This is a genomic window from Mesorhizobium sp. M8A.F.Ca.ET.057.01.1.1 (assembly GCF_003952565.1).
GTDB lineage: Bacteria > Pseudomonadota > Alphaproteobacteria > Rhizobiales > Rhizobiaceae > Mesorhizobium.
The window spans coordinates 2072184-2094544 of record NZ_CP034454.1 but is presented as its reverse complement, the minus strand read 5'-3'; the positions used below and the strand labels follow the sequence as shown (position 1 = coordinate 2094544).

General features: G+C 63.2%; 25 protein-coding genes and 1 pseudogene. 14 read left to right on the top strand and 12 right to left on the bottom strand.

Features of this window, described 5'->3' with window-relative positions:
• The first annotated feature begins 5 nt into the window (after positions 1–5).
• From EJ077_RS09610 to EJ077_RS09600, 3 genes are read left to right on the top strand one after another with little or no spacing between them, the layout of a single operon-like run.
• Entirely contained in the window at positions 6–845 is an 840-nt protein-coding gene (locus EJ077_RS09610; RefSeq protein WP_208701486.1) for an ABC transporter permease, read from the top strand.
• Positions 842–1984 carry an ABC transporter substrate-binding protein gene (locus EJ077_RS09605; protein WP_127280705.1) on the top strand — a complete coding sequence of 381 codons (1143 nt, stop codon included), beginning with the start codon at positions 842–844 and terminating at the stop codon, positions 1982–1984. The genes EJ077_RS09610 and EJ077_RS09605 overlap by 4 nt, the downstream gene beginning before the upstream one ends.
• Entirely contained in the window at positions 1977–3131 is a 1155-nt protein-coding gene (locus tag EJ077_RS09600) for an ABC transporter ATP-binding protein (RefSeq protein ID WP_208701484.1), read from the top strand. The genes EJ077_RS09605 and EJ077_RS09600 overlap by 8 nt, the downstream gene beginning before the upstream one ends.
• Before the next feature lie 24 nt (positions 3132–3155).
• Here the strand turns inward: EJ077_RS09600 and EJ077_RS09595 are convergent, their stop codons facing one another.
• Positions 3156–4136 carry a GlxA family transcriptional regulator gene (locus EJ077_RS09595; RefSeq protein ID WP_208701482.1) on the bottom strand — a complete coding sequence of 327 codons (981 nt, stop codon included), beginning with the start codon at positions 4134–4136 and terminating at the stop codon, positions 3156–3158.
• Between the two features lie 336 nt (positions 4137–4472).
• On the opposite strand from EJ077_RS09595, the gene EJ077_RS09590 reads away from it, so the two are divergent.
• On the top strand, positions 4473–5177 hold the full coding sequence (locus tag EJ077_RS09590; RefSeq protein ID WP_208701480.1) for a hypothetical protein: 705 nt from the start codon (positions 4473–4475) through the stop codon (positions 5175–5177).
• 64 nt (positions 5178–5241) lie between these two features.
• Here EJ077_RS09590 and EJ077_RS09585 read toward each other — a convergent pair whose 3' ends face one another.
• A complete protein-coding gene (locus tag EJ077_RS09585) occupies positions 5242–5607 on the bottom strand; it encodes a hypothetical protein (protein WP_208702957.1) in 366 nt (121 codons plus the stop codon).
• Positions 5608–5933: 326 nt separating this feature from the next.
• Between EJ077_RS09585 and EJ077_RS09580 the strand changes: the two genes are divergently transcribed.
• A complete protein-coding gene (locus tag EJ077_RS09580) occupies positions 5934–6374 on the top strand; it encodes a hypothetical protein (protein WP_208701478.1) in 441 nt (146 codons plus the stop codon).
• 59 nt (positions 6375–6433) lie between these two features.
• On the opposite strand, the gene EJ077_RS09575 is transcribed toward EJ077_RS09580, so the two are convergent.
• On the bottom strand, positions 6434–8056 hold the full coding sequence (locus EJ077_RS09575; RefSeq protein WP_208701476.1) for an ABC-F family ATP-binding cassette domain-containing protein: 1623 nt from the start codon (positions 8054–8056) through the stop codon (positions 6434–6436).
• A 257-nt stretch (positions 8057–8313) separates the two neighbouring features.
• Here EJ077_RS09575 and EJ077_RS09570 point away from each other — a divergent pair, with 257 nt between their 5' ends.
• From EJ077_RS09570 to EJ077_RS09555, 4 genes are all read left to right on the top strand, one after another.
• The gene (locus EJ077_RS09570; RefSeq protein WP_208701474.1) at positions 8314–8628 is read left to right on the top strand and encodes an EthD family reductase; all 315 of its coding nucleotides are present in this window, start codon (positions 8314–8316) and stop codon (positions 8626–8628) included.
• A 132-nt stretch (positions 8629–8760) separates the two neighbouring features.
• Positions 8761–9072, top strand: coding sequence for a hypothetical protein (locus tag EJ077_RS09565; RefSeq protein WP_208701472.1), 312 nt, complete (start codon positions 8761–8763; stop codon positions 9070–9072).
• Between the two features lie 355 nt (positions 9073–9427).
• On the top strand, positions 9428–10057 hold the full coding sequence (locus EJ077_RS09560) for a glutathione S-transferase family protein (RefSeq protein ID WP_208701470.1): 630 nt from the start codon (positions 9428–9430) through the stop codon (positions 10055–10057).
• 174 nt (positions 10058–10231) lie between these two features.
• A complete protein-coding gene (locus tag EJ077_RS09555) occupies positions 10232–10720 on the top strand; it encodes an RrF2 family transcriptional regulator (RefSeq protein WP_208701468.1) in 489 nt (162 codons plus the stop codon).
• Between the two features lie 3 nt (positions 10721–10723).
• Here the strand turns inward: EJ077_RS09555 and EJ077_RS09550 are convergent, their stop codons facing one another.
• From EJ077_RS09550 to EJ077_RS09535, 4 genes and pseudogenes are all read right to left on the bottom strand, one after another.
• Complete coding sequence (locus tag EJ077_RS09550) at positions 10724–11725, bottom strand: mechanosensitive ion channel family protein (protein ID WP_208701466.1); 1002 nt, start codon at positions 11723–11725, stop codon at positions 10724–10726.
• A gap of 68 nt (positions 11726–11793) precedes the next feature.
• A complete protein-coding gene (locus tag EJ077_RS09545) occupies positions 11794–12222 on the bottom strand; it encodes a cupin domain-containing protein (protein WP_208701464.1) in 429 nt (142 codons plus the stop codon).
• Between the two features lie 37 nt (positions 12223–12259).
• Complete coding sequence (locus EJ077_RS09540; protein ID WP_208701462.1) at positions 12260–13036, bottom strand: SDR family oxidoreductase; 777 nt, start codon at positions 13034–13036, stop codon at positions 12260–12262.
• Between the two features lie 67 nt (positions 13037–13103).
• Positions 13104–13582: pseudogene (locus EJ077_RS09535) on the bottom strand (carboxymuconolactone decarboxylase family protein).
• A gap of 126 nt (positions 13583–13708) precedes the next feature.
• On the opposite strand from EJ077_RS09535, the gene EJ077_RS09530 reads away from it, so the two are divergent.
• Positions 13709–14680 (top strand): LysR family transcriptional regulator, encoded by a 972-nt coding sequence (locus EJ077_RS09530; RefSeq protein ID WP_208701460.1) that lies wholly within the window; start codon positions 13709–13711, stop codon positions 14678–14680.
• Here the strand turns inward: EJ077_RS09530 and EJ077_RS09525 are convergent.
• Entirely contained in the window at positions 14659–15258 is a 600-nt protein-coding gene (locus EJ077_RS09525; protein ID WP_208702956.1) for a YdeI/OmpD-associated family protein, read from the bottom strand. The two genes, EJ077_RS09530 and EJ077_RS09525, sit on opposite strands and share 22 nt — an antisense overlap.
• Before the next feature lie 188 nt (positions 15259–15446).
• Here EJ077_RS09525 and EJ077_RS09520 point away from each other — a divergent pair, with 188 nt between their 5' ends.
• Positions 15447–15791 carry a VOC family protein gene (locus EJ077_RS09520; RefSeq protein WP_208701458.1) on the top strand — a complete coding sequence of 115 codons (345 nt, stop codon included), beginning with the start codon at positions 15447–15449 and terminating at the stop codon, positions 15789–15791.
• A 153-nt stretch (positions 15792–15944) separates the two neighbouring features.
• Complete coding sequence (locus tag EJ077_RS09515; protein ID WP_208701456.1) at positions 15945–16673, top strand: SDR family oxidoreductase; 729 nt, start codon at positions 15945–15947, stop codon at positions 16671–16673.
• 17 nt (positions 16674–16690) lie between these two features.
• On the opposite strand, the gene EJ077_RS09510 is transcribed toward EJ077_RS09515, so the two are convergent.
• On the bottom strand, positions 16691–17659 hold the full coding sequence (locus EJ077_RS09510; RefSeq protein ID WP_208701454.1) for a LysR family transcriptional regulator: 969 nt from the start codon (positions 17657–17659) through the stop codon (positions 16691–16693).
• 22 nt (positions 17660–17681) lie between these two features.
• Positions 17682–18587 (bottom strand): S1C family serine protease, encoded by a 906-nt coding sequence (locus EJ077_RS09505; RefSeq protein WP_208701452.1) that lies wholly within the window; start codon positions 18585–18587, stop codon positions 17682–17684.
• A 176-nt stretch (positions 18588–18763) separates the two neighbouring features.
• On the opposite strand from EJ077_RS09505, the gene yghU reads away from it, so the two are divergent.
• Positions 18764–19630, top strand: coding sequence for a glutathione-dependent disulfide-bond oxidoreductase (yghU, locus tag EJ077_RS09500; RefSeq protein ID WP_208701450.1), 867 nt, complete (start codon positions 18764–18766; stop codon positions 19628–19630).
• Between the two features lie 76 nt (positions 19631–19706).
• Here yghU and EJ077_RS09495 read toward each other — a convergent pair whose 3' ends face one another.
• A complete protein-coding gene (locus EJ077_RS09495; protein WP_015316855.1) occupies positions 19707–20006 on the bottom strand; it encodes a DUF1236 domain-containing protein in 300 nt (99 codons plus the stop codon).
• A gap of 556 nt (positions 20007–20562) precedes the next feature.
• Positions 20563–20808: an exopolysaccharide production repressor protein gene (locus tag EJ077_RS09490; protein ID WP_208701448.1), complete on the bottom strand. Its 246-nt coding sequence runs from the start codon at positions 20806–20808 to the stop codon at positions 20563–20565.
• Between the two features lie 213 nt (positions 20809–21021).
• Between EJ077_RS09490 and EJ077_RS09485 the strand changes: the two genes are divergently transcribed.
• On the top strand, positions 21022–21762 hold the full coding sequence (locus tag EJ077_RS09485; protein WP_208701446.1) for a sulfotransferase family protein: 741 nt from the start codon (positions 21022–21024) through the stop codon (positions 21760–21762).
• The last annotated feature ends 599 nt before the right edge of the window (positions 21763–22361 follow it).

The window sequence follows — 22361 nt, the reverse complement described above, 5'->3', positions numbered from 1 at the left end:
GGCGAATGAAAGCGCAGCGCAAGCAGGAAGGCAGATGGGCCTGGCGGCTGACCGGCTTCGTCACGATCTGCGTCTACATCTTCATGTTCGCGCCGATCGTGGCGACAGTGATCCTGTCGTTCAACGCCTCGATGTTCGGCGGCTTCCCGATGACCGGCTTCAGCCTGCAATGGTACGGCAAGCTGATGGCCAACGAGGCGGTGCTGGCCGCATTCCGCACGTCCTTGTGGATCGCATTGGTTACCGCCCTCGTCACCACCGCCATCGGCGTCACCACGGCGTTTGCCCTGGTGCGCTTCGAATTTCGCGGCAAGCAGGCGCTGAGCACGCTGGTGATCCTGCCGGCGCTGGTGCCCGAAACAATCCTCGGCGTCGGCCTGCTGGTGCTGATCAAGGCCGTCGACCAGCCGAGAACCATGCTGCTGCTGGTGCTCGGTCATATCCTGCTTGCCGTGCCCTATGTCGTGCTGATCGCGCAGGCGCGCATGATCGGCATCCGACGCGTCTATGAGGAGGCGGCACTGTCGCTTGGCGCCTCGCGCTTCTCGTCCTTCCGCGAGATCACGCTGCCGTTGCTCATCCCGGCCGTGGTCGGCGGCGCGCTGCTCGCCTTCACCATCTCGTTCGACAACACTTCGGCCAGCCTGTTCTGGCGGCCGGCCGGCGTCGAGACCATGCCCACCCAGATCCTTTCCATGCTCAAGATCTCGATCAGCCCGGAAATCAACGCGCTCGGCACCGTGATGATCCTGGTGACCGTCGGCATCCCGTTGATCGGCGGCCTGATCCTGCAAAGCCTGACAAAACTGAGAAGACGTGGCGAACCAAAGGAGGAAACACAATGAAACTCACCACCACAAAGCGGCTGGAACGGCTGCACGACCGATATGCCAATGGCGATTTGAGCCGCCGCACTTTCCTGACGCTGACCGCCGCCGCGGCAGCTTCGGCGGGCCTCTCCATGCCGTGGATGGGCCGGGCGCTCGCCGCGGTCCAGGAGGTTCGCTTCGACGGCTGGGGCGGCACGGTGCAGGACGCGATCGACAAGTTCGCCTTCCAGCCCTACACGACCAAGACCAAGATCAAGGTGGTCCAGGGCACGTTCGGTGACGAGGACGAGATCATTACCAAGATCAAGACCGCCAAGCCCGGCGACTACCAGGTCATCCATTCCTCCGGCGTGAATTACTACATCAAATATGTGAACGCCGGCCTGACCTCGGAGATCAACGAGGCCAACATTCCCAACATGGCCAATGTGCTGCAGCCGATGATCGAGCCGTTCCGCAAGCTGACGCCAAAGCTTTCGGCCGTGCCCTACGACTACGGCACGACGGGTATCGCCTACAACACCAAGGTGATCTCGCCGGAGGAAGCCAAGGAAAAGGGTGCGGCACTGCTGCTCGACAAGAAATATGCCGGTAAGGTCGGCGGCTATTCCGACATGACGACGCGGGTCTGGTACGCGGCACTCGCCACCGGGCAGGATCCCAACAACCTCAAGGACATGGACGCCATCTGGGCCAAGGTGCGCGAGACGCGCGACCTCGCCAAGAAGTTCTGGAGTTCCGGCGCGGAGCTGATGGACCTGCTTTCCAAGGGCGAGATCGTGGTGACCGATGCCTGGTCGGGCCGCGTCGCCGCGCTGCAGGACCAGGGCCATCCGATCGGCTATCTCGATCCGGCCGGCTCCTATGCCTGGATGGAGGACATGCTGATCCTGAAGGGCTCGCCGATGGCCGAGTGCGAGGAGCTCATCAACTTCATGCTCGACCCGGCGACCTCGATCGCGGTAGCCGAGGGCCAGAGCTATCCGCCGTCGCTCGACCCGAACAAGGTCAAGCTGACCGAGAAGATCGAGAAGCTGCCGGCGTTCGACAAGACGGGCACGATGAAGTCGCTGACCTTCGCCGATCCGACCTACTGGGCGACCAACGAGGACGCCTGGACCAAGCAGTGGAACAGGATCTCGAAAGGTGCCTGACAGCCAGGACACGACATTCCATCCCCGGCCTGTCCTGGCCGGGGCAGCCGGCGCGAGCGTGGCCGCCGAGGCAGATAGCCCGGCGGTCGAGTTCCGCGACATCGACATCGCCTACGGCAAGTTCGTCGCGGTGCGCGATTTCTCGCTCTCGATCCGCAAAGGCAGCTTCGTCACCCTGCTCGGGCCCTCGGGCTGCGGCAAGACCACGATCCTGCGCTCCATCGCCGGCCTGGTCGACATTTCGGGCGGCCAGATCATGATCGACGGGCGGCGGGTCGATGACATCCCGATCTACAAGCGCAACATCGGGCTGGTCTTCCAGAGCTACGCGCTGTTCCCGCACAAGAACGTGTTCGACAACGTGGCCTTCGGCCTGAAATACCGCAACGTGCCGAAGCCCGAGATCGTCCGCAAGGTCGGCAAGGCGCTGGAGATGGTGCGGCTGCCGGGCAGCGAGAAGAAGCTGCCGTCGCAGCTGTCGGGCGGGCAGCAGCAGCGCATCGCACTGGCTCGCGCCATCGTCTTCGAGCCGCAGGTGCTGCTGCTGGACGAGCCGCTATCGGCGCTGGACGCCAACATGCGAGAGGAGATGCGCGTCGAGATCAAGAAGATCCAGAAGGAAACCGGCATCACCGCCATCTTCGTCACGCACGACCAGGAGGAAGCGCTCTCCATGTCGGATCGCATCGTGGTGATGAACGCCGGCGCGGTGGAGCAGATCGGCACTCCGGAGCAGGTCTATGAGACGCCGGCCACCGCCTTCGTCGCCGACTTCCTCGGCAAGGCCAACATGCTTGCCGGGACCGTGAGCAGGTCCGGCCAGGCGGTGCTCCTCGGCACCGGCCAGACGATCAACGTGGCTTGCCCAAGGCCGCTCGGCGACGGCAGCAAGGTCACGGTCGTGGTGCGGCCGCAGAAATTTTCGGTCGGTGCTGGAACTGGCGTCAACCGGCTCACTGGCCGCGTCGTCTCGGCCTCGTATCTGGGCGGCAGCGCTATCTACGAGATCGACATCGGCGGCAAGACCAGCCTCCGCGCCAACGCGCCAATCACTGGCCGCGTGCTTCGCGAAGGCGAGACGATCGACCTCGGATTCGACCCGGAGGGCTGCGTTCTGCTCGACGACAGCGGGCGGCGGATTTCCTAGGCGCCGCACGTCACGTCGTCGGCTTCATTGTATCATGGCTCCGCCGGGCATGCGGTTTGGATGCCTGAGATGCGTCGGCGTGACGCCGGTCTGCTGGCGGAACACGCGGCTGAAATGGCCGGCATTGGTGAAGCCGCAGCGGTAGGCGATGTCGCCGATCTGCAGGTCGCTGCCTTCCAGCAGCGACTTCGCATGATGCACCCTGAGCGCCAGATAGGCGGCCATCGGGCCGATGCCCAGTTCCGATCCGAAGAGCCGTTCGAGCTGGCGCCGCGAGCAGTTCAGGCGGCTTGCGATCTCGGCGACCGACAGCGTCTCCTGGAGGTTGCTCTCCATCAACAGCAAAGCGCGCTTCACCGCCCGGCTCGACGCACCCGGAAACAGGTCGCCCACGGGCTGCACGTCCCTGCTGCTTCTGATCCGGTCGAGGACGAGGATCTTGGCGGCCTTTTCGGCCGCCTTCTGGCCGATGAACTGGGACACGAAGTGGCCCGCAAGGTCGGCGGCGCCGGTGCCACCGGCGCATGTCGAGCGGCCCCGGTCGACGGTAAACAGGCTGTCGGCATGAGCGTTCACCTCCGGAAACCGGCTGCGGAAATCCTTGATGTGGAACCAGCTGACGGCAGCGCTATAGCCATCGAGCAGGCCGTAGCGCGCGAGCACGAAGCTGCCCGTGCAGAGCGCCGTCAGCGGCACCCCTTTGCTGGCGGCCCGCAACAGGAACGTCTCCTTCTCGGAACTCAGGCTGCGGTTGGTGTCGAGCAGCCCGCCGACCACGACGACATTGTCGAAATCCTCCGGATTGCCGATCCCCCCGGTCGGCAGCAATTCGACGCCGCAGCTTGCCCGGATGGGCAGACCGCGTTCGCCGACGATCTCCCAGTCGAACTCTATCCTGCGACTGCGATCACCCTCATCGCCCGCCAGCCGCAGCGTGTCGATGAACAGCGACAGCGGCGACAGGGTGAAGTCGCGAACCAAGAGAAATGCAAACCGCCTGGCCATTGTTGTTCGAAGCCGCCTTGTCTCAAGCTTATTCTGCCAGCACATTATCCTGGAACAGCGGACGATGTGTTTGCCAAAAGCGGCACCGGATTTCTTGCTTATCGCTGGCCGCGCAATCCAGGGGCGCCCCCCCAACACACGGCCTCGAGTTAATAGGACCGCCCGCCGACTCGGACCAAGTGCATTCCAAGGGTCGATCGGGCGTCGATGGGACGAGGAGAAGTGTGATCAGGGCCTTGGGAATGCGCATGCCCAGGGAACTGTTTGAGCCTGATTTCGGTTGTCCGCAGTGCGATCTGTCCTTCCACGAAGGCACCCGATGAGCGAAAACCAGACATGGCAGACAAGAAGCGCGGTTCCCTTCGGAAGATCCTGAGCGGCATCGCGGCAAAAATTGCCACCGCCCCTGATCGCACGGCCGAGCAAGGCACGGGCACCGCGTCAATCGTCGCCGAATGGCCGCTGCCGCCATCGGCGACGCTTGGCTCTTCCATGCGCCTGAAGGGGATCGAACGCGAGGTTCGGGCCAGGCTGCCTTGGACCGTGAGGAAGTTCGCCAAGGCCGAGACAGGCCGCCTCGTGTTGCGCATGCTGCAAGCCGACGCTGATGCGTTCCAGGCCGCCTCGGCAACCATTTCCAGGACGCTGGAGGGGATCGAGGCGCTGGCCGTGCTACCGCGAGAGGCCGAGGACATTCTCACCATTTCCTCGCGCGAGCGCCACAAATGGCTCAGGGATGGTCGCCTGAAAAGCATCGGCACGCGCACCGTAAAGATGCGCGGGCGATCCAAGGCCGTGACCTTCCACGTCTTCGATCCTCGGCACATCGAGGACATTCTCGACCGTGACCTGGCGACCGCCTGGCGGGAGGAGGATGCGAAGGACGCGTCCGAGAACAGAAGGCGCGCGGCCGGCAAGGCCGCACTGACGCGAGCCGGGAAGCGGAGCGGCAACGCCCGCAAGACCAGAAATTCGGGAACGGACGATGCGCCAAAGCTCGAAGGCTGGGACACGTTCGAGGCGGAAGGATTGCTACGTTAGAGCAGCCCCGGGAAAAACCGTGTAGCGGTTTTTCGTCAAGGATCGCATCCGCACTCGTTCCCGGTTATGGATATTTCGCCTTGTCTGGGCCGGCAGGCCCCAAATCACCCTGCAATTCCTTCGGCAGCGGTAGGCTCGAACATTGCAGATGCACGTCGCGGGCGAACCGCTTTCGCTGCTTCTGCTCGGCCTCTTTGGTGGCCGCTATGATTCCCAGCCCGTAGGGGCCAAGGGCGATGAATTCCCAGCCCGGATGCGTTTTTTCGCGGACCGCGTAGTCCGAAGCCGCCGCCCGGGCTTGCTGGCATTGCGGCGTCGCCCATTTCTGGTCCTGCTGCGAAAGCGAGGCTCCATAGTCGACCGGAGAGGTCGCGCATCCAGCCATCGTCGCGGCCAATGCGGACATTGCAAGCCCCATCGCAATTCTCATCCCGAAGCCTTTCCCAACCTTTGTGGACAGCACACGGAACTCTCATCCCACAAGGACATGGCCCGATGGGCAGGTCGCTGGCCAACACCGCCATCCGCCCTTTACGAAAATCGACCGCTGCGTGTCGATAGCGAAAATGTGTTCGGACACGATGTCTGGTTTGCGCCAGAAACGGTCCTCCGTCGTCAGTCATCCAAAAGCCGCGATTGGATCGAAACGGAAAGTTGTGCTTGGAACCAAAGCCGGGGCAAGACTGTTCTGCTTAGACTTTGATATGCGTCGTACCAGGCCGATGGATAAGCGGCGATCTTTGAGGAGCTCTCGTCATGAAAATTTCGTCCGGATTTCGTTCAATCGCCGTTGCCGCCATCGCCACCGCGGGCGTCAGCTTGGCCAGCGCCGCGCATGCCGACAGCGGCACGATCCGTTTCTCCGTCTACAAGGCGGCGTTCTTCGTCGGCGGCTCCGGCGGCGAAGGGACGTTCACCTTCCATGGTAAAAGCTATCCCATCTCGATCGGCGGCGTCTCGGGCGGCCTCGCCTTCGGCGTCTCCAAGACCTATTTCCGCGGCACCGTGCGCCACATCAGGCGCGCCCGGGACGTGACCGGCGTATACGGCGCGGCCGGCGGCGGCGGCACGCTCGGCAAAGGCGCCCAGGTGATCGTGATGACAAACGACAAGGGCGCCCAGCTCGAACTCACGGGCAAACAGGTAGGCCTGCAGGTCAACGCTGACCTGAGCGGGCTGGCCATCTCGCTGAGATAGGCCATCATTTCAGACGCGCGTCGCATGGGGTCATGCGACGCGCGTCTACCGAACTCGAATCAGCTCCGCAGGCCCGGCGCTTCCTGTCCGGTGCGCTCGACATATTCGGTGTAGCCGCCGCCATAGGTGTGGATGCCTTCGGGCGTCAGCTCCAGCACGCGGTTCGAAAGCGCGGCCAAAAAGTGCCGGTCGTGCGAGACGAACAGCATGGTGCCTTCATACTGCGACAGCGCCTCGATCAGCATCTGCTTGGTGGTGATGTCGAGGTGGTTGGTCGGCTCGTCGAGCACCAGGAGGTTGGGCGGGTCGAACAGCATCAGCGCCATCACCAGCCGCGCCTTCTCGCCGCCCGACAGCACCCGGCATTTCTTCTCGATCTCGTCGCCGAAAAATCCGAAACAGCCGGCAAGTGCCCGAAGCGGCGCCTGGCCGGCCTGCGGAAAATTGTCTTCCAGCGTCTGGAACACGGTGCGCTCGCCTTCCAGGAGTTCCATGGCGTGCTGGGCGAAATAACCCATTTTCACGCTCGGTCCCCGCGCTACCGTGCCCGTGTCGGGATCGGAGGCGCCGGCCACCAGCTTCAACAGCGTCGATTTCCCCGCACCATTGACCCCCATAATGCACCAGCGTTCGCGGCGGCGGACCTGAAAATCGAGCCCTTCATAGATGGTGCGGCTGCCATAGGCCTTGTGCACGTTCTTCAAGGTCACGACATCCTCGCCGCAGCGCGGCGCCGGCTGGAACTCGAAATTCACCGCCTGGCGGCGCTTGGGCGGCTCGACGCGGTCGATCTTGTCGAGCTTCTTCACCCGGCTCTGCACCTGCGCGGCATGGGAAGCGCGCGCCTTGAAGCGCTCGATGAAGGCGATCTCCTTGGCCAGCATCGCCTGCTGGCGCTCGAACTGCGCCTGCTGCTGCTTGTCGGCGATCGCCCGCTGCTGCTGGTAGAATTCATAATTGCCGGAATAGGCGGTGAGCGAGCCTGCATCGATCTCGACGATCTTGTTGACGATGCGGTTCATGAACTCGCGGTCGTGCGAGGTCATCAGCAGCGCGCCGTCATAGCCCTTCAGGAACTGCTCCAGCCATATCAGGCTTTCGAGGTCGAGATGGTTGGAGGGTTCGTCGAGCAGCATGACGTCGGGCCGCATCAAAAGGATGCGGGCCAGCGCCACGCGCATCTTCCAGCCGCCCGACAGCTTGCCGACATCGCCGTCCATCATCTCCTGGCTGAAGCCGAGACCGTCGAGCACTTCGCGGGCGCGTCCGTCCAGCGCATAGCCGTCGAGCTCCTCGAAGCGATGCTGCGCCTCGCCATATTTTTCGATGATCTCGTCCATGTGGTCGGCCTGGTCGGGGTCGGCCATGGCGGCCTCGAGCTCCGCCATCTCGGCCGCCACGTCGCTCACCGGTCCGGCGCCGTTCATCACTTCGGCGACGGCGCTGTGGCCCGCCATGTCGCCGACATCCTGGCTGAAATAGCCGATGGTGACGCCGCGATCGACCTGCACCTGGCCCTCGTCGGGCTGCTCCTGGCCGGTGATCATGCGAAACAGCGTGGTCTTGCCGGCGCCGTTGGGACCGACGAGGCCGATCTTCTCGCCTTTCTGCAGGGAGGCCGACGCCTCGATGAAGACAAGCTGACGGCCATTCTGCTTGCCGATGTTTTCAAGTCTGATCATGACAGTTCCGGGAGGCTCAAGCCGACTGGGAGGGATTTGCCCGCGCCCTTACGCGAATGACGGTGCCGGGGGAAGAGGCAGAAGCGCCGCAGCGGGTATGCGCGAACGGCGGCGCACCGGTAGGCCGCCCAAGGTCGGCTTTCCAGCCGCGCAGGCAAAAATCATTCGGCTTGTCGAAATCCACCCTCGTCGAACGACTTTGGCGCGGCGGCCCGCACGGCCCGACCAGCAACACCAACAGGACAGGAACCATAGCAATGGCCAAGATGCTCGTGATCTACAAAACCCCGGCAGATCCGGCCGCCTTCGACCGGCACTATTTCGATGTTCACATACCGCTGGCCAAGAAGCTTCCCGGCCTGCGGCGCTACGATGTCAGCAGGCGGCCGATCGTCAAGCTCACGGCGGGCGAGATGCCTTATCTGGTGGGAACATTGTATTTCGACAGTCTCGATGACATGCGCGCCTCCTTCGCCAGCGAAGTCGGCGTCGCCTGTGCCGCCGACCGGCGGATAATGGCGCCGAGCGACGACGACCTGACGATACTGTTGTTCGATGCCGACGAAGTCTGAGCCCGGCTTCCAGACACACTCCAGAAACAAGATTCAACATCCGGGAAAAACTGGCGAAAAGATCGTCTGCGATAACCTCCCCGTAGCGGCCGGACACCGGCCGCCAGACAACGCAACGGGATCTCGCCTGCAATGCAACGACGTTCGGCCGGATGGATGGGTGCCCTGGCAGGGATGTCGCTTGCCCTGCTCGCGGTCGCACAATCGGGCGCGGAGGCGGCGGTCACCCGGAGCGAATATTGCAGCCGGCTCGGTCTTCAACTCGACGGAGCCATCCGGACCAAGGCCGAACCCGGCGCCAGTGCAAGCCAGATCGCGCAGGCAACGGCACTGCAGGACAAGGCGAACCGGTTCTGTGCCGAGAGCAAGCAGGCGCAAGGCATCCGGGCCTACGCCAACGCCCTGAAGCTGCTTGGTGTGACACCGGTCGACCTCAACCAGTGACGGCAGCCATCATCCTTGAAAACCCGTCATGAAAGGTGCAAAAACAATCGGTTGGCACAATTTCCCGATTCAGACGCTGAACGCTGCCATGCGATGCCGAGCGTAGCCCGCACCTGCCCAATTGCGCCCACAGCCGCCCAACCGTGCCGCCGATCATGCCAGCGCCCAGAATTGCGATCCTCATCTTCGCCTCCTGTTGAAGGGAACGATCCGCCGCATCCTGCCCTCGCCGCGGCGGTCCTGCCCTCGCCGCGGCGGTCCTGCCGTCACCCGAGGCGCATAAGATGGTTGCGCAGGAATCGGGTGTCCGCAGGCAGGGCTCCATGCGATCGTTGATCCATCACGAGGGTCCGCCATGCTTACGCTTCACGATTATCTGCCATCGCAAAATGGCTGGAAAGTCCGGGTCTTGCTCGGGCTGCTGAAGATCCCTTACGACACGCGCATCGTCTCGATTTTCGAGGGTGAGAGCCATACCGATGCTTTCCTGGCGCTCAACCCGGCAGGCGCGGTTCCGGTGCTTCAGCTCGAGGACGGCAGCGCCATCGCCGAATCCAATGCGATCCTCACCTTCCTCTCGGAAGGCACGCCCCTGCTGCCGGCTGACCGCTACCGGCGCGCCAAGGTCATGCAGTGGCTCTTCTTCGAACAGTACAATGTCGAGCCGGTCATCGGCTCGCTGCGCTTCTGGACCTTGACCGGGCGGCTCGAACGCAACCAGGCCATGGTTGCCGGCAAACGCGAAGCCGGAGCCCGCACGCTCGCCGCCCTGAACCGCAGCCTTGGCGAGACGCCGTTCCTCGCCGGCGCCGACTTCAGCATCGCCGACATCGCCGTCTATGCCTACAGCCACCGCGCCGGGGATTGCGGCTTTTCGCTCGCGGACTATCCGGCGTTCGCCGCGTGGGCCGACCGCGTGGCCGACGCCATCGGCCAGGGCTACCCCGTCCATCCCTACGGCATCGACCCGCATTCCGGCGCCTAGGCTCTGTACTTCCAGCCCTTGGGATAGCGCCGTTGCGCTTATCGCGCCAACAAGCCGCCCTGAGACGACAACGGCTGAATCCTGCCGCCAGAACCTGTCTGTTTACACCATGGCAGAATAGGGATATTTCATATCCTTAATAGAGTTGGTCGGCGTCGACCCCGGAACCCGTGGATGATCCTGAAAAGCCAAGTCGAATGGGCATTGCACTGCTGCGCCATTCTCGCCGGTCTGCCCGAGGGACGCTATCTCTCCACAAAGGCGCTTGCCGAATTCCACGGCGTTCCCAAGGAATATCTTTCCAAGGCGTTGCAAAGCCTGTCGCAGGCAGGCCTCGTCCATACGACGCTCGGCCCATCGGGTGGATACCGGCTGGCACGGGCACCGGCCGAACTGACCTTCCTGGACATCGTGGAGGCGGTGGAGGGCAAGGCGCGGACATTTGTGTGCAGCAACATCCGTGCAAACAACCCATGCCGCCCTCAGGGCTATTGTGAAAGCGGCCCTTGCGCGGTGTCGCGCATCATGTGGGAAGCCGACGAAGCCTGGCGGGCAAAATTGCGCGGTGTCAGGCTTTCCGACCTCACCGAAGCGCTGGCGCAGGAGATTCCGGCGGAGCTCTGGAAGAACAGCTTCGAATGGGTGCTGGAGCGCGCCGGGTGAGCATTAACGCATGATCCTTGCCTGCGGCTGGCCCGCCCTCGCCGGCAGCATGATGGCATAGCTTTGGGGCGACATCGCAAACGACAGGCCATTCGCCTCGCAATGGCGATGGACAAGGTCGATCACCTCATTCCTCGCAAGCAACCGGTCGCCCGGACCGGCGACGCAAAACAGCAGGTCCATCCCGATGGCCGCCGCGTCGATCTCCTTGAGCGCGACAAGCGGTGCCGGCTCCTTGACGATCCGTCGGCAGTTCCGCAGAGCCGCATGCATGGCCTCCTCGATGACGTGCGGCGCGTGCGTGGCAGCAAGCCGCAAGGCCAGGGTCATTTGCTGCGTCTCGTCGGGACGGCTGAGATTGGTCAGGCTCAGCTTCGCCAACACGCTGTTTGGGAGGACGACGATATTGTTCGCACCCGTAAGCAGATGCGTGGAACGCCAAGTTGTCTCGACGACACGTCCTTCCGTGCCGTCGCCCAGCATGATCCAGTCGCCAAGCGTGAAGGGTCGGCCCAGCGTCAGCGCAATACCGGAGAAGACGTCGCCAAGCGTGTTCTGCAGCGCAAGCCCGACAATGATCGCAACCACGCCCGACGTTGCCGCCAACGTGCCGATGGGAGCGCCAAAGACGAAGCCTGTTATCGACAGCGCCACGCCGAGATAGATGGCGGCGACGACAAGGTCCTGGAGCAGGCGCGCCTCTTGCGGCCGGTGCTCCAGGACGATGTAAAGGCGCACAAAGCCGACAAGCGTCCAGGCAAGATGCGTCCACCAGAGGACGCGCGCCGATTTCGCCAGATACGCGCCGGAGCCTTGTAGATCCGCCTCGCCCATCCAATGCGGCAGGATATCGCTGAAGCCAAGCACCGCCGTCATGCCGGCGAAGAACAGGATTTGGACGATCAGGCGCGCCATAGGCCGCCCACGGCCCTGGAAATACCACACGGCAATGCCGACGAGCCCCAGAAGGTTGATCAGGACCAGAGCCAGATGATCGCCGAACATGGGCTCTCCGACAGGATTGAATTTGCTGGCAGGGCCGGACGCCAGGAATGGCGTCCGGCCCCTTGCGCCTACTTCTTGACCGGATAGGTCAGTTCCTTCTGCGCGGTATCGACCACGAAGACCGCCAGCAGCTTTGCGGTTTTCGTCTTGCTGCCGTTTTCGCTCACGCTGTGGCGATCGCCCGGCATCTCCGAAAAGCTCTCGCCGGCCTTGTAGACCTTGACAGGGTCGTCATTGACCTGGCTGCGGATCGAGCCTTCCAGAACCGTCGCATAGATGAAGGCCGAGCTCGGATGGGTGTGCGCCGGCGAGTAGCCGCCGGGGCCATATTCGACGAGGATGCCCTTGATGCTCTTGCCCGGAACATTCGGCAGTTCGTGCTCATAGACAAGGGTGACCTTGGCCGCCTTCTCGCCAGTGCGAGGGGCTTGCGTGGCGCCGGCCGGGCCGGCCAGGGCTGCCGTCACGACGAGGGCGGCGACGATTGACTTGATCATTTGAAAACTCCTTTTTCCATTGAGCGGTATCCCGGGCCTAGGCCGCCGCGTTTGCCGGCGGTGATTTCCGCGCCGAGGCGGCGAACCACTGCTCGAACGTGATGTGGCCAAGGCGCGGATTGTTGTCGGAGACCAGCGAAGTGTCGTTCAGCCTCGCGCCGAAGTAGAGCGCCTCCGGATCGGCCACGACCTCGCGAGGATCGCCGACAGCCTTGAGGTAGCGAGCGACGAGTTCGCTCATCCGCACACGGTCAGGCCCCGAGATCTCGATCATGCCGTTGATGGGCGCGGCGAGCGCGACTCCGGCCATCACATCGGCGACGTCGTCGGACGCGATGGGCTGTACATAGGCCGGCGACAGGCGCACGGCCTCGCCAACCGTGCCCGACTTGGCGATGCCGGCCAGGAACTCCATGAATTGCGTCGAATGAACGATGGTGTAGGGAATGCCGGATGCCTTGATCAGATTTTCCTGGACAAGCTTGGCGCGGAAATAGCCGCAGTCCTGCAGGCGTTCGGTGCCCACAACCGAGAGCGCGATATGGTGCCTGACGCCCGCAGCCTTGCCGGCGGCGAGCAGGTTGCGGCCTGACGTCGTGAAGAAGTCCATCGACGCCTTGTCCTCGAAGGAAGGGGAGTTGGCGAGGTCGATCACCACTTCGGCGCCTTGGAGTGCCTCCCGCAGGCCTTCGCCGGTGATGGTGTTGACGCCGGTGTTCGGCGCGGCCGCGATCACCTCGCTGCCCTGCTTGCGCAAGCGTTCAGTGGTCTTGGAACCGATGAGGCCGGTGCCCCCGATGATGATGATTTTCATGATGGTCTCCGTTTTGCGGCCGCGATCTCGCGCCGCATCGATTGATGGTGAGCCGAAAGGAAGGGTTTTAGTTCAGGCCAGCCTTGTCGAGGCCGTAGAGCTTGTCCGCGGAGCCTGGCACGGTCTTGAAGGCGACGCTGACACGGTTCCAGGCGTTGATGGCCATGACCGAGAAGGTCAGGTCGGAGATCTCCTTTCCGAAAGCTGCCCGCGCACGCGCTCATAGAGTTCGTCCGGGATACCGCCTTCGGCGAGCCTGGTGACGGCTTCGGTCCAGGCAAGGGCGGCCCGCTCACGAGGAACGAAAAGCGGCGATTCCCGCCAGACGGCGAGATGATGGAGGCGCAACTCGCTCTCGCCGTGGATCGTGGCTTCCTTCACATGCATGTCGAGGCAGAAGGCGCAGCCATTGATCTGGGATGCCCTGACGTGGACGAGGTCGCGGGTCTTCTCCTCGATGGCGCTATGTGCCTCGGCCATGCTGAAATCGAGGAGCTTCTTGAACAGTTCAGGCGATTGCTGGGCGGCGTTGAGGCGTTGTGTCATGGTCTCTCCTTTTTGAGGATATCTTATGTCCTTAAGGACAACAAATATCCGTAATATCTGGACAGTAAAGCGCCATCCGCCTAGGATGCGGACATAAGGCTTATGTCGAAAAGTATGAGGGCGAGGATGGACGTCGTATCGGCGTTGAGAACGTTCATGCGGGTGGCGCAGACAAAATCCTTCTCAGCGGCTGCGGTCGACCTCGATCTGACGCAGCCGGCAGTATCGCGGCAGGTCTCCGCGCTGGAAGCCCATCTCAAGACGCGCCTTCTGCACCGCACGACGAGCGCGCTCGCCTTGACGGCGGAGGGTGAACAGATGTTGCCTATGGCGCTACGCGTCCTCGAAGCGGTCGAAGCGCTCGGCCAGGCCAGCGGCGCCGAAACGGCAACCGTCTCTGGAAAAGTGCGGCTGAGCCTGCCCACGCCGCTCGGCTTGTTCATCGGCGACCGCCTCGCGGGGCTGTTGGAGAGCCATCCGGCGCTGGATGTCGAGCTGATCTTTCGGGACGAGCCTTCCGACCTCATCGCCAATGCGATCGATCTCGAAGTGCGCCTCGGGCCAGCCGGTGACAGCAGCCTGATGTGCCGCCGGATCGGCTGGACGACAGCCTTTCTGGTGGCCTCGCCAGGCTATCTCAAGGGACGCGACTCACCGCGAACGCCGCAAGACATCAAGGATCACTCTTGCATTTGCTACAGCCGTGCCGGCGACGGCCGTTCATGGTCGTTCTCACGCGGAGCGGACGACGTTGTCCTGCGCATTGAGTCCCGTTTGGTCGCCAACAATTCGATGGCCGTCCATCGCGCGACACTGGGAGGAGCCGGGCTTGCGGTGCTCTCCCACATTCTGGTCGGGGCGGACATCGAAGCAGGCAGGCTGGTCAAGCTGATGCCGGATTTTTCGCCGACGCGCCTGCCGATCAACGTCGTCTACCCATCCCGCCGGAATATACCGTTGCGTGTGACGACAGTCCTCGACTTTCTTGTCCAGGCCGTCCGCGGCGATATCTTCATGGCGTCGTCAGCACCCTTGCCGTCCGAGCCATCGACCCGCATTCCCGCGCCCGAGGACCCCTACTTCTTGCCTTGCGGATAGATCGTCTCGCCGCGCTTCAGCATCGCCACGAAGGTTTCGATCTTCTTCTTGCGGCCAGCCTCGGTCTTCATGTTGTGGGTGCGGAAGGCAAGCGAGAAGCGGTTCTTCGCGCTGAGTTTTTCCAGCATCGCCTTCGCCGCCGGCTCGGCGTCGATCGCCGCTTGCAAATCGTCGGGGATTTTCATCTCCTTGCCGCTGCCATAGGCGCGCGCCCAGCGCCCGTCGGCCTTGGCGGCCTCGACCTCTCTCAGCCCATGCGCGGTCATGCGGCCCTCCTCGACGAGCCGCGCGACATTGTCGACGTTGATCTTGCTCCAGATGCTCTTTTTGCCGCGCGGTGTGTAGCGCTGGAGAAAACTGTTCTCGTCCAACCCCTTGCGCACCGCGTCGATCCAGCCGAAGCACAGCACGACGTCGATCGCTTCCTTCGGCGTGATCGACTTCAGGCCCGACCCCACCTTGTGCACCTTGATCCACACTTCGGTTTGCGTGGCGTGGTGCTGGCCGAGCCAGGCGTAAAAACTGGCCGCGTCGGGGAATTCCCGGACCTTGTCGGGATCGACCTTGACCGGCGCCATCAGCGGGTCTGCCTTGCTATCTTCGCTGGCGTCACGGTCATCGGCCTCCGGCATCGTTTCGAGTCCCGGCATCATGGCATGGTTCACTGCCAGTTTTCGTCAGCAACATAACCCGCCATCGCTTGGCGATGGAACGCACCATCCATCGCCGCGTTGCGGAAAGAGTGCAATCGCCATGGAGGATCGCGATGGCCGTGCAGACCGTTTTCGCCCATGTCAGCTGCTCCGACCTCGAGGCCAGCATTGGCTGGTACGAAAAACTCTTCGGCAAGCCGCCGCTGCGCCGGCCGATGCCGGGATTGGCCGAGTGGCAATTCACCGAAAGCGCCGAGGTGCAGCTCTTCGAGGACAAGGACAAGGCCGGCGCCTCGACGCTGACGCTCGGCGTGCTGCCGCTGACGCCCGAGCGGCAGAGACTGGTCGATGCGGGGCTCGAACCCGGCCCGATCGAGAAGGCCGACCATTTCTGGATCATGCGCATGCGCGATCCCGACGGGAATCTGGTGGTGTTCGCGAGCGCCGAGCGGGAATAGAGCCGGGAACAGCTTGTCCCAGGGACGGCGTTCAAGCTCTCCCTCTGCAACCATCGGCATCTCCGATGACACCATCGGTTTCTTCCGTTTCCGCTTTCCGCATCGACCTGCCAATGCCCTGCCGTTGTCTCAATCCAGCAAAGGCAGAGCAAAATGCGGCTTTCGAACCAGAAAATCCTGATCGCCGGCGGCGGCTCCGGCATGGGCCTGGCCCTGGCCAGGCGTTGCGTCGAGGCTGGCGCTGAAGTCATCATCGCCGGGCGCGGCGAGGACAGGCTGCGGCAGGCCCGCGAGGCGCTGGGTAATCCCGCAGGCCTCCACATTGAAGCTGTCGACATCACGCGAGAAGACCAGGTCGCGGCGTTGTTTGCGGTGATCGGCGGCCTCGACCATATCGTCAGCACCGCCGCCGACATCGAAGGCGCCTATAGGCTGCTGCCGGAACTCGATCTCAAAGCGGCGCAACACGTGGTCGACAGCAAGCTCTTCGGCCCGCTGCTGCTCGCCAAGCACGGTGGGCCTCGGCTTGCGGTAAGCGGCTCGATGAGCTTCGTCTCCGGCATCGCCGCCTACCGGCCGGCCGCGCGCGGCTCGGTCGTCGCCGCCGTCAATGCCGCGCTCGAAGGGCTGGTGCGGGCGCTGGCGATAGAACTCGCGCCAATCCGCGTCAACGCCGTCTCGCCCGGCTGGGTCGACACCGGGATCTGGGCGCAGGTCGCCGGCGACAGGAAAGCCGAGATGCTTGCGGCGATGGCCGAGCGGCTGCCCGTCGGCAGGGTCGGTCGGCCCGACGATATCGCCGACGCGATTTTCTTCCTGATGGGCAATGGTTTTACGACGGGAACGACGCTGCATGTCGAGGGCGGGCATCGCCTGGTCTAGACGGAAGCGCCGCCTCTTCAGGAATTGTTTGGAAACAAGACCTTGGGGCGGTTCTCCGATTCAAGACCTGAATCAGCCCGCGAGCGTTCGGGCACCAGCGTTTCGTGCGCGGCGGCGAGCAATTGTCGGAGTGCCGGCGTCTGGACGCGCCGGCGCCGCCAGATCATCGTCAGCGGCGCCGTTCGCATCTCACCGGGCCATGTCAGTTCGGTGAGATCACCACGCGCCAGCGCGTCGCTGACCGCGAGACGCGGAACGAACCCCAGCCCCGAGCCGGCCGCCACCAGCCGCGCAATGGCGCCGATGCTGCCGACTTCGGCGGCGAGTTCCGGCGCGCCGATGCCCGCTTCGGCAAAGGCGGTGTCGAATATGTGCCGATAGATGCATCCAGGCTCCGTTGCCACGAAACGCCTGGCTGCCAACGCAGCCAAATCGCGCGGAACCCCGCTCTGCCCCGGCGCGGCGACAAGCGCCAGCGGTTCGGCCGCTATCGTGCGCCTGGCGAAGCGTTGATCGGCGCCGCCGTTCGAAACGTCGCGGCGATCGAAACAGAAGGCGACGTCGATGTCGCCCTCCTCCAGCTGGCGCAGCAGCGTGCCGCTGTCGGCCACCTTCATCCGCACGGTGATTTCGGGATGACTGGCCTGGAACCCCGGCAGCCAGGGCGCCAGCCGGGCCGAGGCGATCGTCTCCAGCGCGCCGATGGTCAGTGCGCCGCTGGTCTGCCCAGATGCCGCCTGAACTGCTGCTCGCGCCTCGCCGTCGAGCCGCAGCAGTTCTTCGGCGATGGGCTTCAGGGCCAGCCCCGCCGGCGTCAGTTCCAGGCCTGATTTCGGGCGCGTGAACAAGGCAGCGCCAAGTTCGGCCTCCAGCGACTGGATCTGGTCGCTGACACTCGATTGGGCGAGATGAACCGTCTCGGCGGCGCGCGTGATATTGCGGCTGCGCGCCACCGCGAGGAAGGTCCTGAGCAGTCTTGGATGCATCGTCTGGCCGAGATCGCCCGGTCTACTGCAGCTGCGGCTTCTTCAGGAAACTGCCGCGGTCGGCGGACTTGATGCGCAGCCAGGTTTCGCGGCCGTCGCGCACCACCCGCATCGGGATTTCGGCGCCCGCCGAGCCGCTGTCCCACAGTTTGCGATAGAAATCGGCGAGCCCGTCGACTGCGCCGTCGCGGACCTCGGAGATGACGTCGCCTTCGCGCAGGCCGGCCTTGGCCGCCGGGCCACCGTCGGTCACGCTCATCACCACCACCTTGCCGTCGCTTTCAGCCGACAGCGCGCCGAGCCACGGGCGCGGCGGCTTGGCCACCTGGCCCCGCGTCAGCAGATCGTCGAGGATCGGCGGCAAGAGGTCGATCGGCACCACCATGTTGATATCGGCAACCTCGCCGGCGCGGCTCATCTGCAGGCGCAGCGAGCCGATGCCGAGCAACGCGCCATCGGCGCTGAACAAGGGCGCGCCGCCCCAGGACGGATGCGCCGGCGCGATGAAGATCGCCTCCTCGAGCAGATACTCCCAGTAGCCGGCGAATTCCTGCTTGGTGACGATCTTGGCCTCGACCGCCCGGCCGATGCCGTCGGCAAGCACCACCGCGTCGCCGATCCTGGCCTTGCCGGCATCGCCCAGCGCCACCGCCGGCAGACCGGTCGGCGCCAGCGCCTGGACGAGGCCGAAGCCCGATTCCTGGTCGTAGGCCAGCGCGTGCGCGGGGATGACGCGGCCGTCATGAGCGGTCAGCCAAACCTCATCGGCCTCGGTGATGAGATAGCCGATGGTCAGCACCAGACCGTCATCCCTGATGACGACGCCGCTGCCTTCCCTGAGCGTGCCGAGAGCGCCGGCCGTGAAGGCATCCTCCGGAACGGTCGCCCGCACGGCAACGACGGAGCGCGGATTGGGATTGATGGTCATGATTTTGTCCTGCGATGCGAATGCCTGACGGCTTCTTCTATAGGTATGCCACGGTCGAGATGCTGCAAGGGGGCGTCGCGCTCCGCATTGACAATAGTTCAACACAAGTTGAACTTCCTTCTCCGCAGCCCTAGTTATGGGTGACCTGCCATCCTCCCCACCATTCGAGGCCCCGCATGACCGACTACACCCCGCCGAAAGTTTGGACCTGGAACAAGGCCAATGGTGGCACCTTTGCCAGCATCAACCGCCCGATCGCCGGTCCGACACATGACAAGGATTTGCCCGTCGGCAGGCATCCGCTGCAGCTCTATTCGCTGGCGACGCCGAACGGCGTCAAGGTGACGGTGATGCTGGAAGAGCTTCTGGCGCTTGGCCACAAGGGCGCCGAATACGACGCGTGGCTGATCCGTATCAACGATGGCGACCAGTTCGGCAGCGGCTTTGTCGAGGTCAATCCCAATTCCAAGATTCCCGCGCTGATGGACCACAGCGGCAAGACCCCGGTGCGCGTCTTCGAATCCGGCTCGATCCTGGTCTATCTCGCCGAAAAGTTCGGCGCGTTCCTGCCGGCCGAACAGCCGGCCCGCGCCGAAGTCCTGTCCTGGTTGTTCTGGCAGATGGGTTCGGCCCCCTATCTCGGTGGCGGCTTCGGCCATTTCTATGCCTATGCGCCGGAAAAGTTCGAATATGCCATCGACCGCTTCTCGATGGAGGTGAAGCGTCAGATGGACGTTCTCGATCGCCGGCTGGCCGAGACCGAATATCTCGGCGGCAAGGATTACACCGTCGCCGACATGGCGGTCTGGCCCTGGTATGGCGGGCTGGCGCTCGGCAGGATGTACAATGATTCCGGCGATTTCCTGTCGGTCCAGGATTACAAGAACGTGCAGCGCTGGGCGAAGGCGATCGATGAACGCCCCGCGGTAAAGCGCGGCCGCATGGTCAATCGCGCCTTCGGCGAACCGGCCATGCAGTTGCACGAACGCCATGATGCCAGCGACTTCGACACCAGGACGCAGGACAAGCTGGCCGCCGAGTAGATTCAGGGGTAGCTTGCCCGACGTAAAAAGCCCATCACCGAGTTGAATCGATGATGGGCTATTTACTTGAGACGGATCAGTGAAGAACTTCAACGATCTGACGGGTGTCTGGGTCCACCAGCACGGTCTGATCGTTAATCACCGCGACGCGGTACTTGACGTTGGGAACTTCACGCAGTTCGACCTTGTCCGGTACCGACGAGCCGAGCTTGAGTTCAACACCCAACAAGTTCACCGACGCCAGCGGCTCCTTCTTGATGTATTCGCGAACGACCGTTTCCTGTTCCGGCTGGACCACGATGGTGTCCGCCAAAGCCGCGCCGACGCCGCCCAGCAGGACGATGGCAGCCGCGGCACTCGTAAGATAATGTTTCATGACAACCTCCATGATTCGTAATTGCTCCGCCTCAAGCAAAAACTCTCACGCAACTCGGAGGTTCCATCCCTATATGTGAAATGAATGTGGCATTCGACCAACAATATGCCACAATTTGTTAGATATTTAATCGAAACTATCAACGCGGATATGCTTCGCATTCCCAAAAAGTTCTTCGAGTTTCTGGGATGGCAGAAATAACGCTTTGCGAGGCAAAGCAGCCTGCCATGTCTTGGTCGGGTTATTCGCTCCGCGTCCCCACCTTGGTAACAGCTAACGTCTGGCGAGGGGGTGCCGTTCCCCTGCTTTACCTCGCCTTCCAAAAAAGGCCCACCCTGCCGGGAGCAGAGCGGGCCTTCAACCGACCGGTGGAGGTGGCGCCTCGCCGGCCGCGGCAGGAAAACGCACGCATCGCTGCTTCGTTCCACCTGGCCGCCGCGTTTTGGCAGAGGGTGGGCCTACGCTCGATAAACTGATCAGCAAAGCCCTGAGAGATCCTCCTGGCCAAGGAATGCGTTGCGGGGAGCGTCATCCTGGCCGAAGCCAAGGCTCTTCGTTACAAGCGGACGCCGTCCCGATGTAGCGGCGGCACCTGGTTGACTCCGTCCTGGCTTGTCACGACGTCCTGTGCGCGCCTGTAGATAAGCCCCAGGACGAGCACGAAATAGCCGACCTGCAGGACAACCAGAACCATCACTGTCCAGGCAAGCGCCTCCCAGAAGGAACCGGTAGCCATATAGGTCCAGACCGCGACAAGGGTCGTGGTCGCCGACATCCCGACGAGGAATGGCCCAAAATACATCAACCTTCAAGATCGCCGAACCGTCCCAGCCCCGGCGACTCCCTGCCAAATCTCCGCACCCGCACACAGGCTTTCATTATTTTAGCAACTACGCAAGTATGCGGTGGCCGCCGGCATCCGCCTAGAATTTTGTTGCGCGCCGGCGCCGGCAGGAGCAGTTTGATGCTCACGGACCGGGTAATCGGGAAAAAGAAGTCCGGTGAGGGATGGGGAATGACGCTCAAATTGATCGGGGCCGGTTTCGGCCGCACCGGCACATGGTCGACCTTCGCCGCGCTGAACAAGCTTGGCCTGCCCTGCTACCACATGCAGGAAGTGATCATGAACAAGGCCAACACAGGCCATCTCGATTTCTGGCGCAAGGTGGCCAACAGCCCGCCCGGCTCCCAGCAGGACTGGGACAAGGTATTCGCCAATTACACCGCCACGGTCGACAACCCCGGCTGCTGCGTGTGGCGCGAACTGATGGTGGCCTACCCCGACGCCAAGGTGCTGCTGACATTGCACCCACGCGGCGCCGAGGCGTGGTACGAAAGCACGATCGACACGATCTACTTCACCGAGAACCTGTGGCAGTTCAAGATCCTGGAATGGCTCACCCCGTTCGGCCGCAAGTTCGGCGACATGTCGCGCAAGCTCATCTGGGGCCGCACGCTGGCCGGCGTCATGGGCGACCGCGACAAGGCGGTAGCCCGCTATAACGCCTATGTCGACGAAGTGAAGGCGGCCGTGCCGCCGGAAAAGCTGCTGGTGTTCAAGGTCAGCGAAGGCTGGGGCCCGCTCTGCCATTTCCTCGACGTGGCGCAACCGAACGACCCCTTCCCCAATCTGAACGACCGCGAAACGATCAAGAAGATCATCCGCGACATCATCAAGGGCTCCTACATCATGCTGGGGCTGACGGTAGCGGCCATCACGGTGGTGATCGCGGCATTGTGGTGGTGGCTGGGCTGACCGTAAGCCCAGGCGCGCCTGCCTGCATGGAGCGGGTCGAGTTTTTCGATGCCGAAACAAACGACCTCAACGACCGACGCGGCTTTCGTTCCACTGATTCGCAACGGCTCTCGCGGCAATTTTGCGCTTGCTTTTCCTGCCGGGCGGTCATCGGTCGATGGCCGTCCGAGCAGGTTTTTGCCCCTTCTCGACCTGGCGTCGAGGCAGGATCATATATATCGATTGGATAAAATAGCGGAACGTCCAATGGACATTGCCGGAACCGAACAAGGCCCCTCGGACCTTTGCGCGCATCGCCCAAGACCTTGGTCCTAGAAGGAAAACCGCACGGTTCGATTCACGGCGCGGTAACGCGCCATGTCCGTCACTTCAGAGGCGTCAGCACCTTGCGGCGTTGCCGGGCCGATGCTGCAAGGCGCAGAGGTTGTCTCTCGTCGACGCCCGTCGGGTGTTGGCCGACCATGCCCAGTCAGGATGCCGGACCTTTCAACCCCTGCCTATTCCGCTTTCGCGGAAGTTTCGGCCGTCATGCGATGTGCGATGGTGTCGTTGCGGCGGTACGAGCCGCCCTGGCTGACGCGGGCGCCGAGCACACCCCA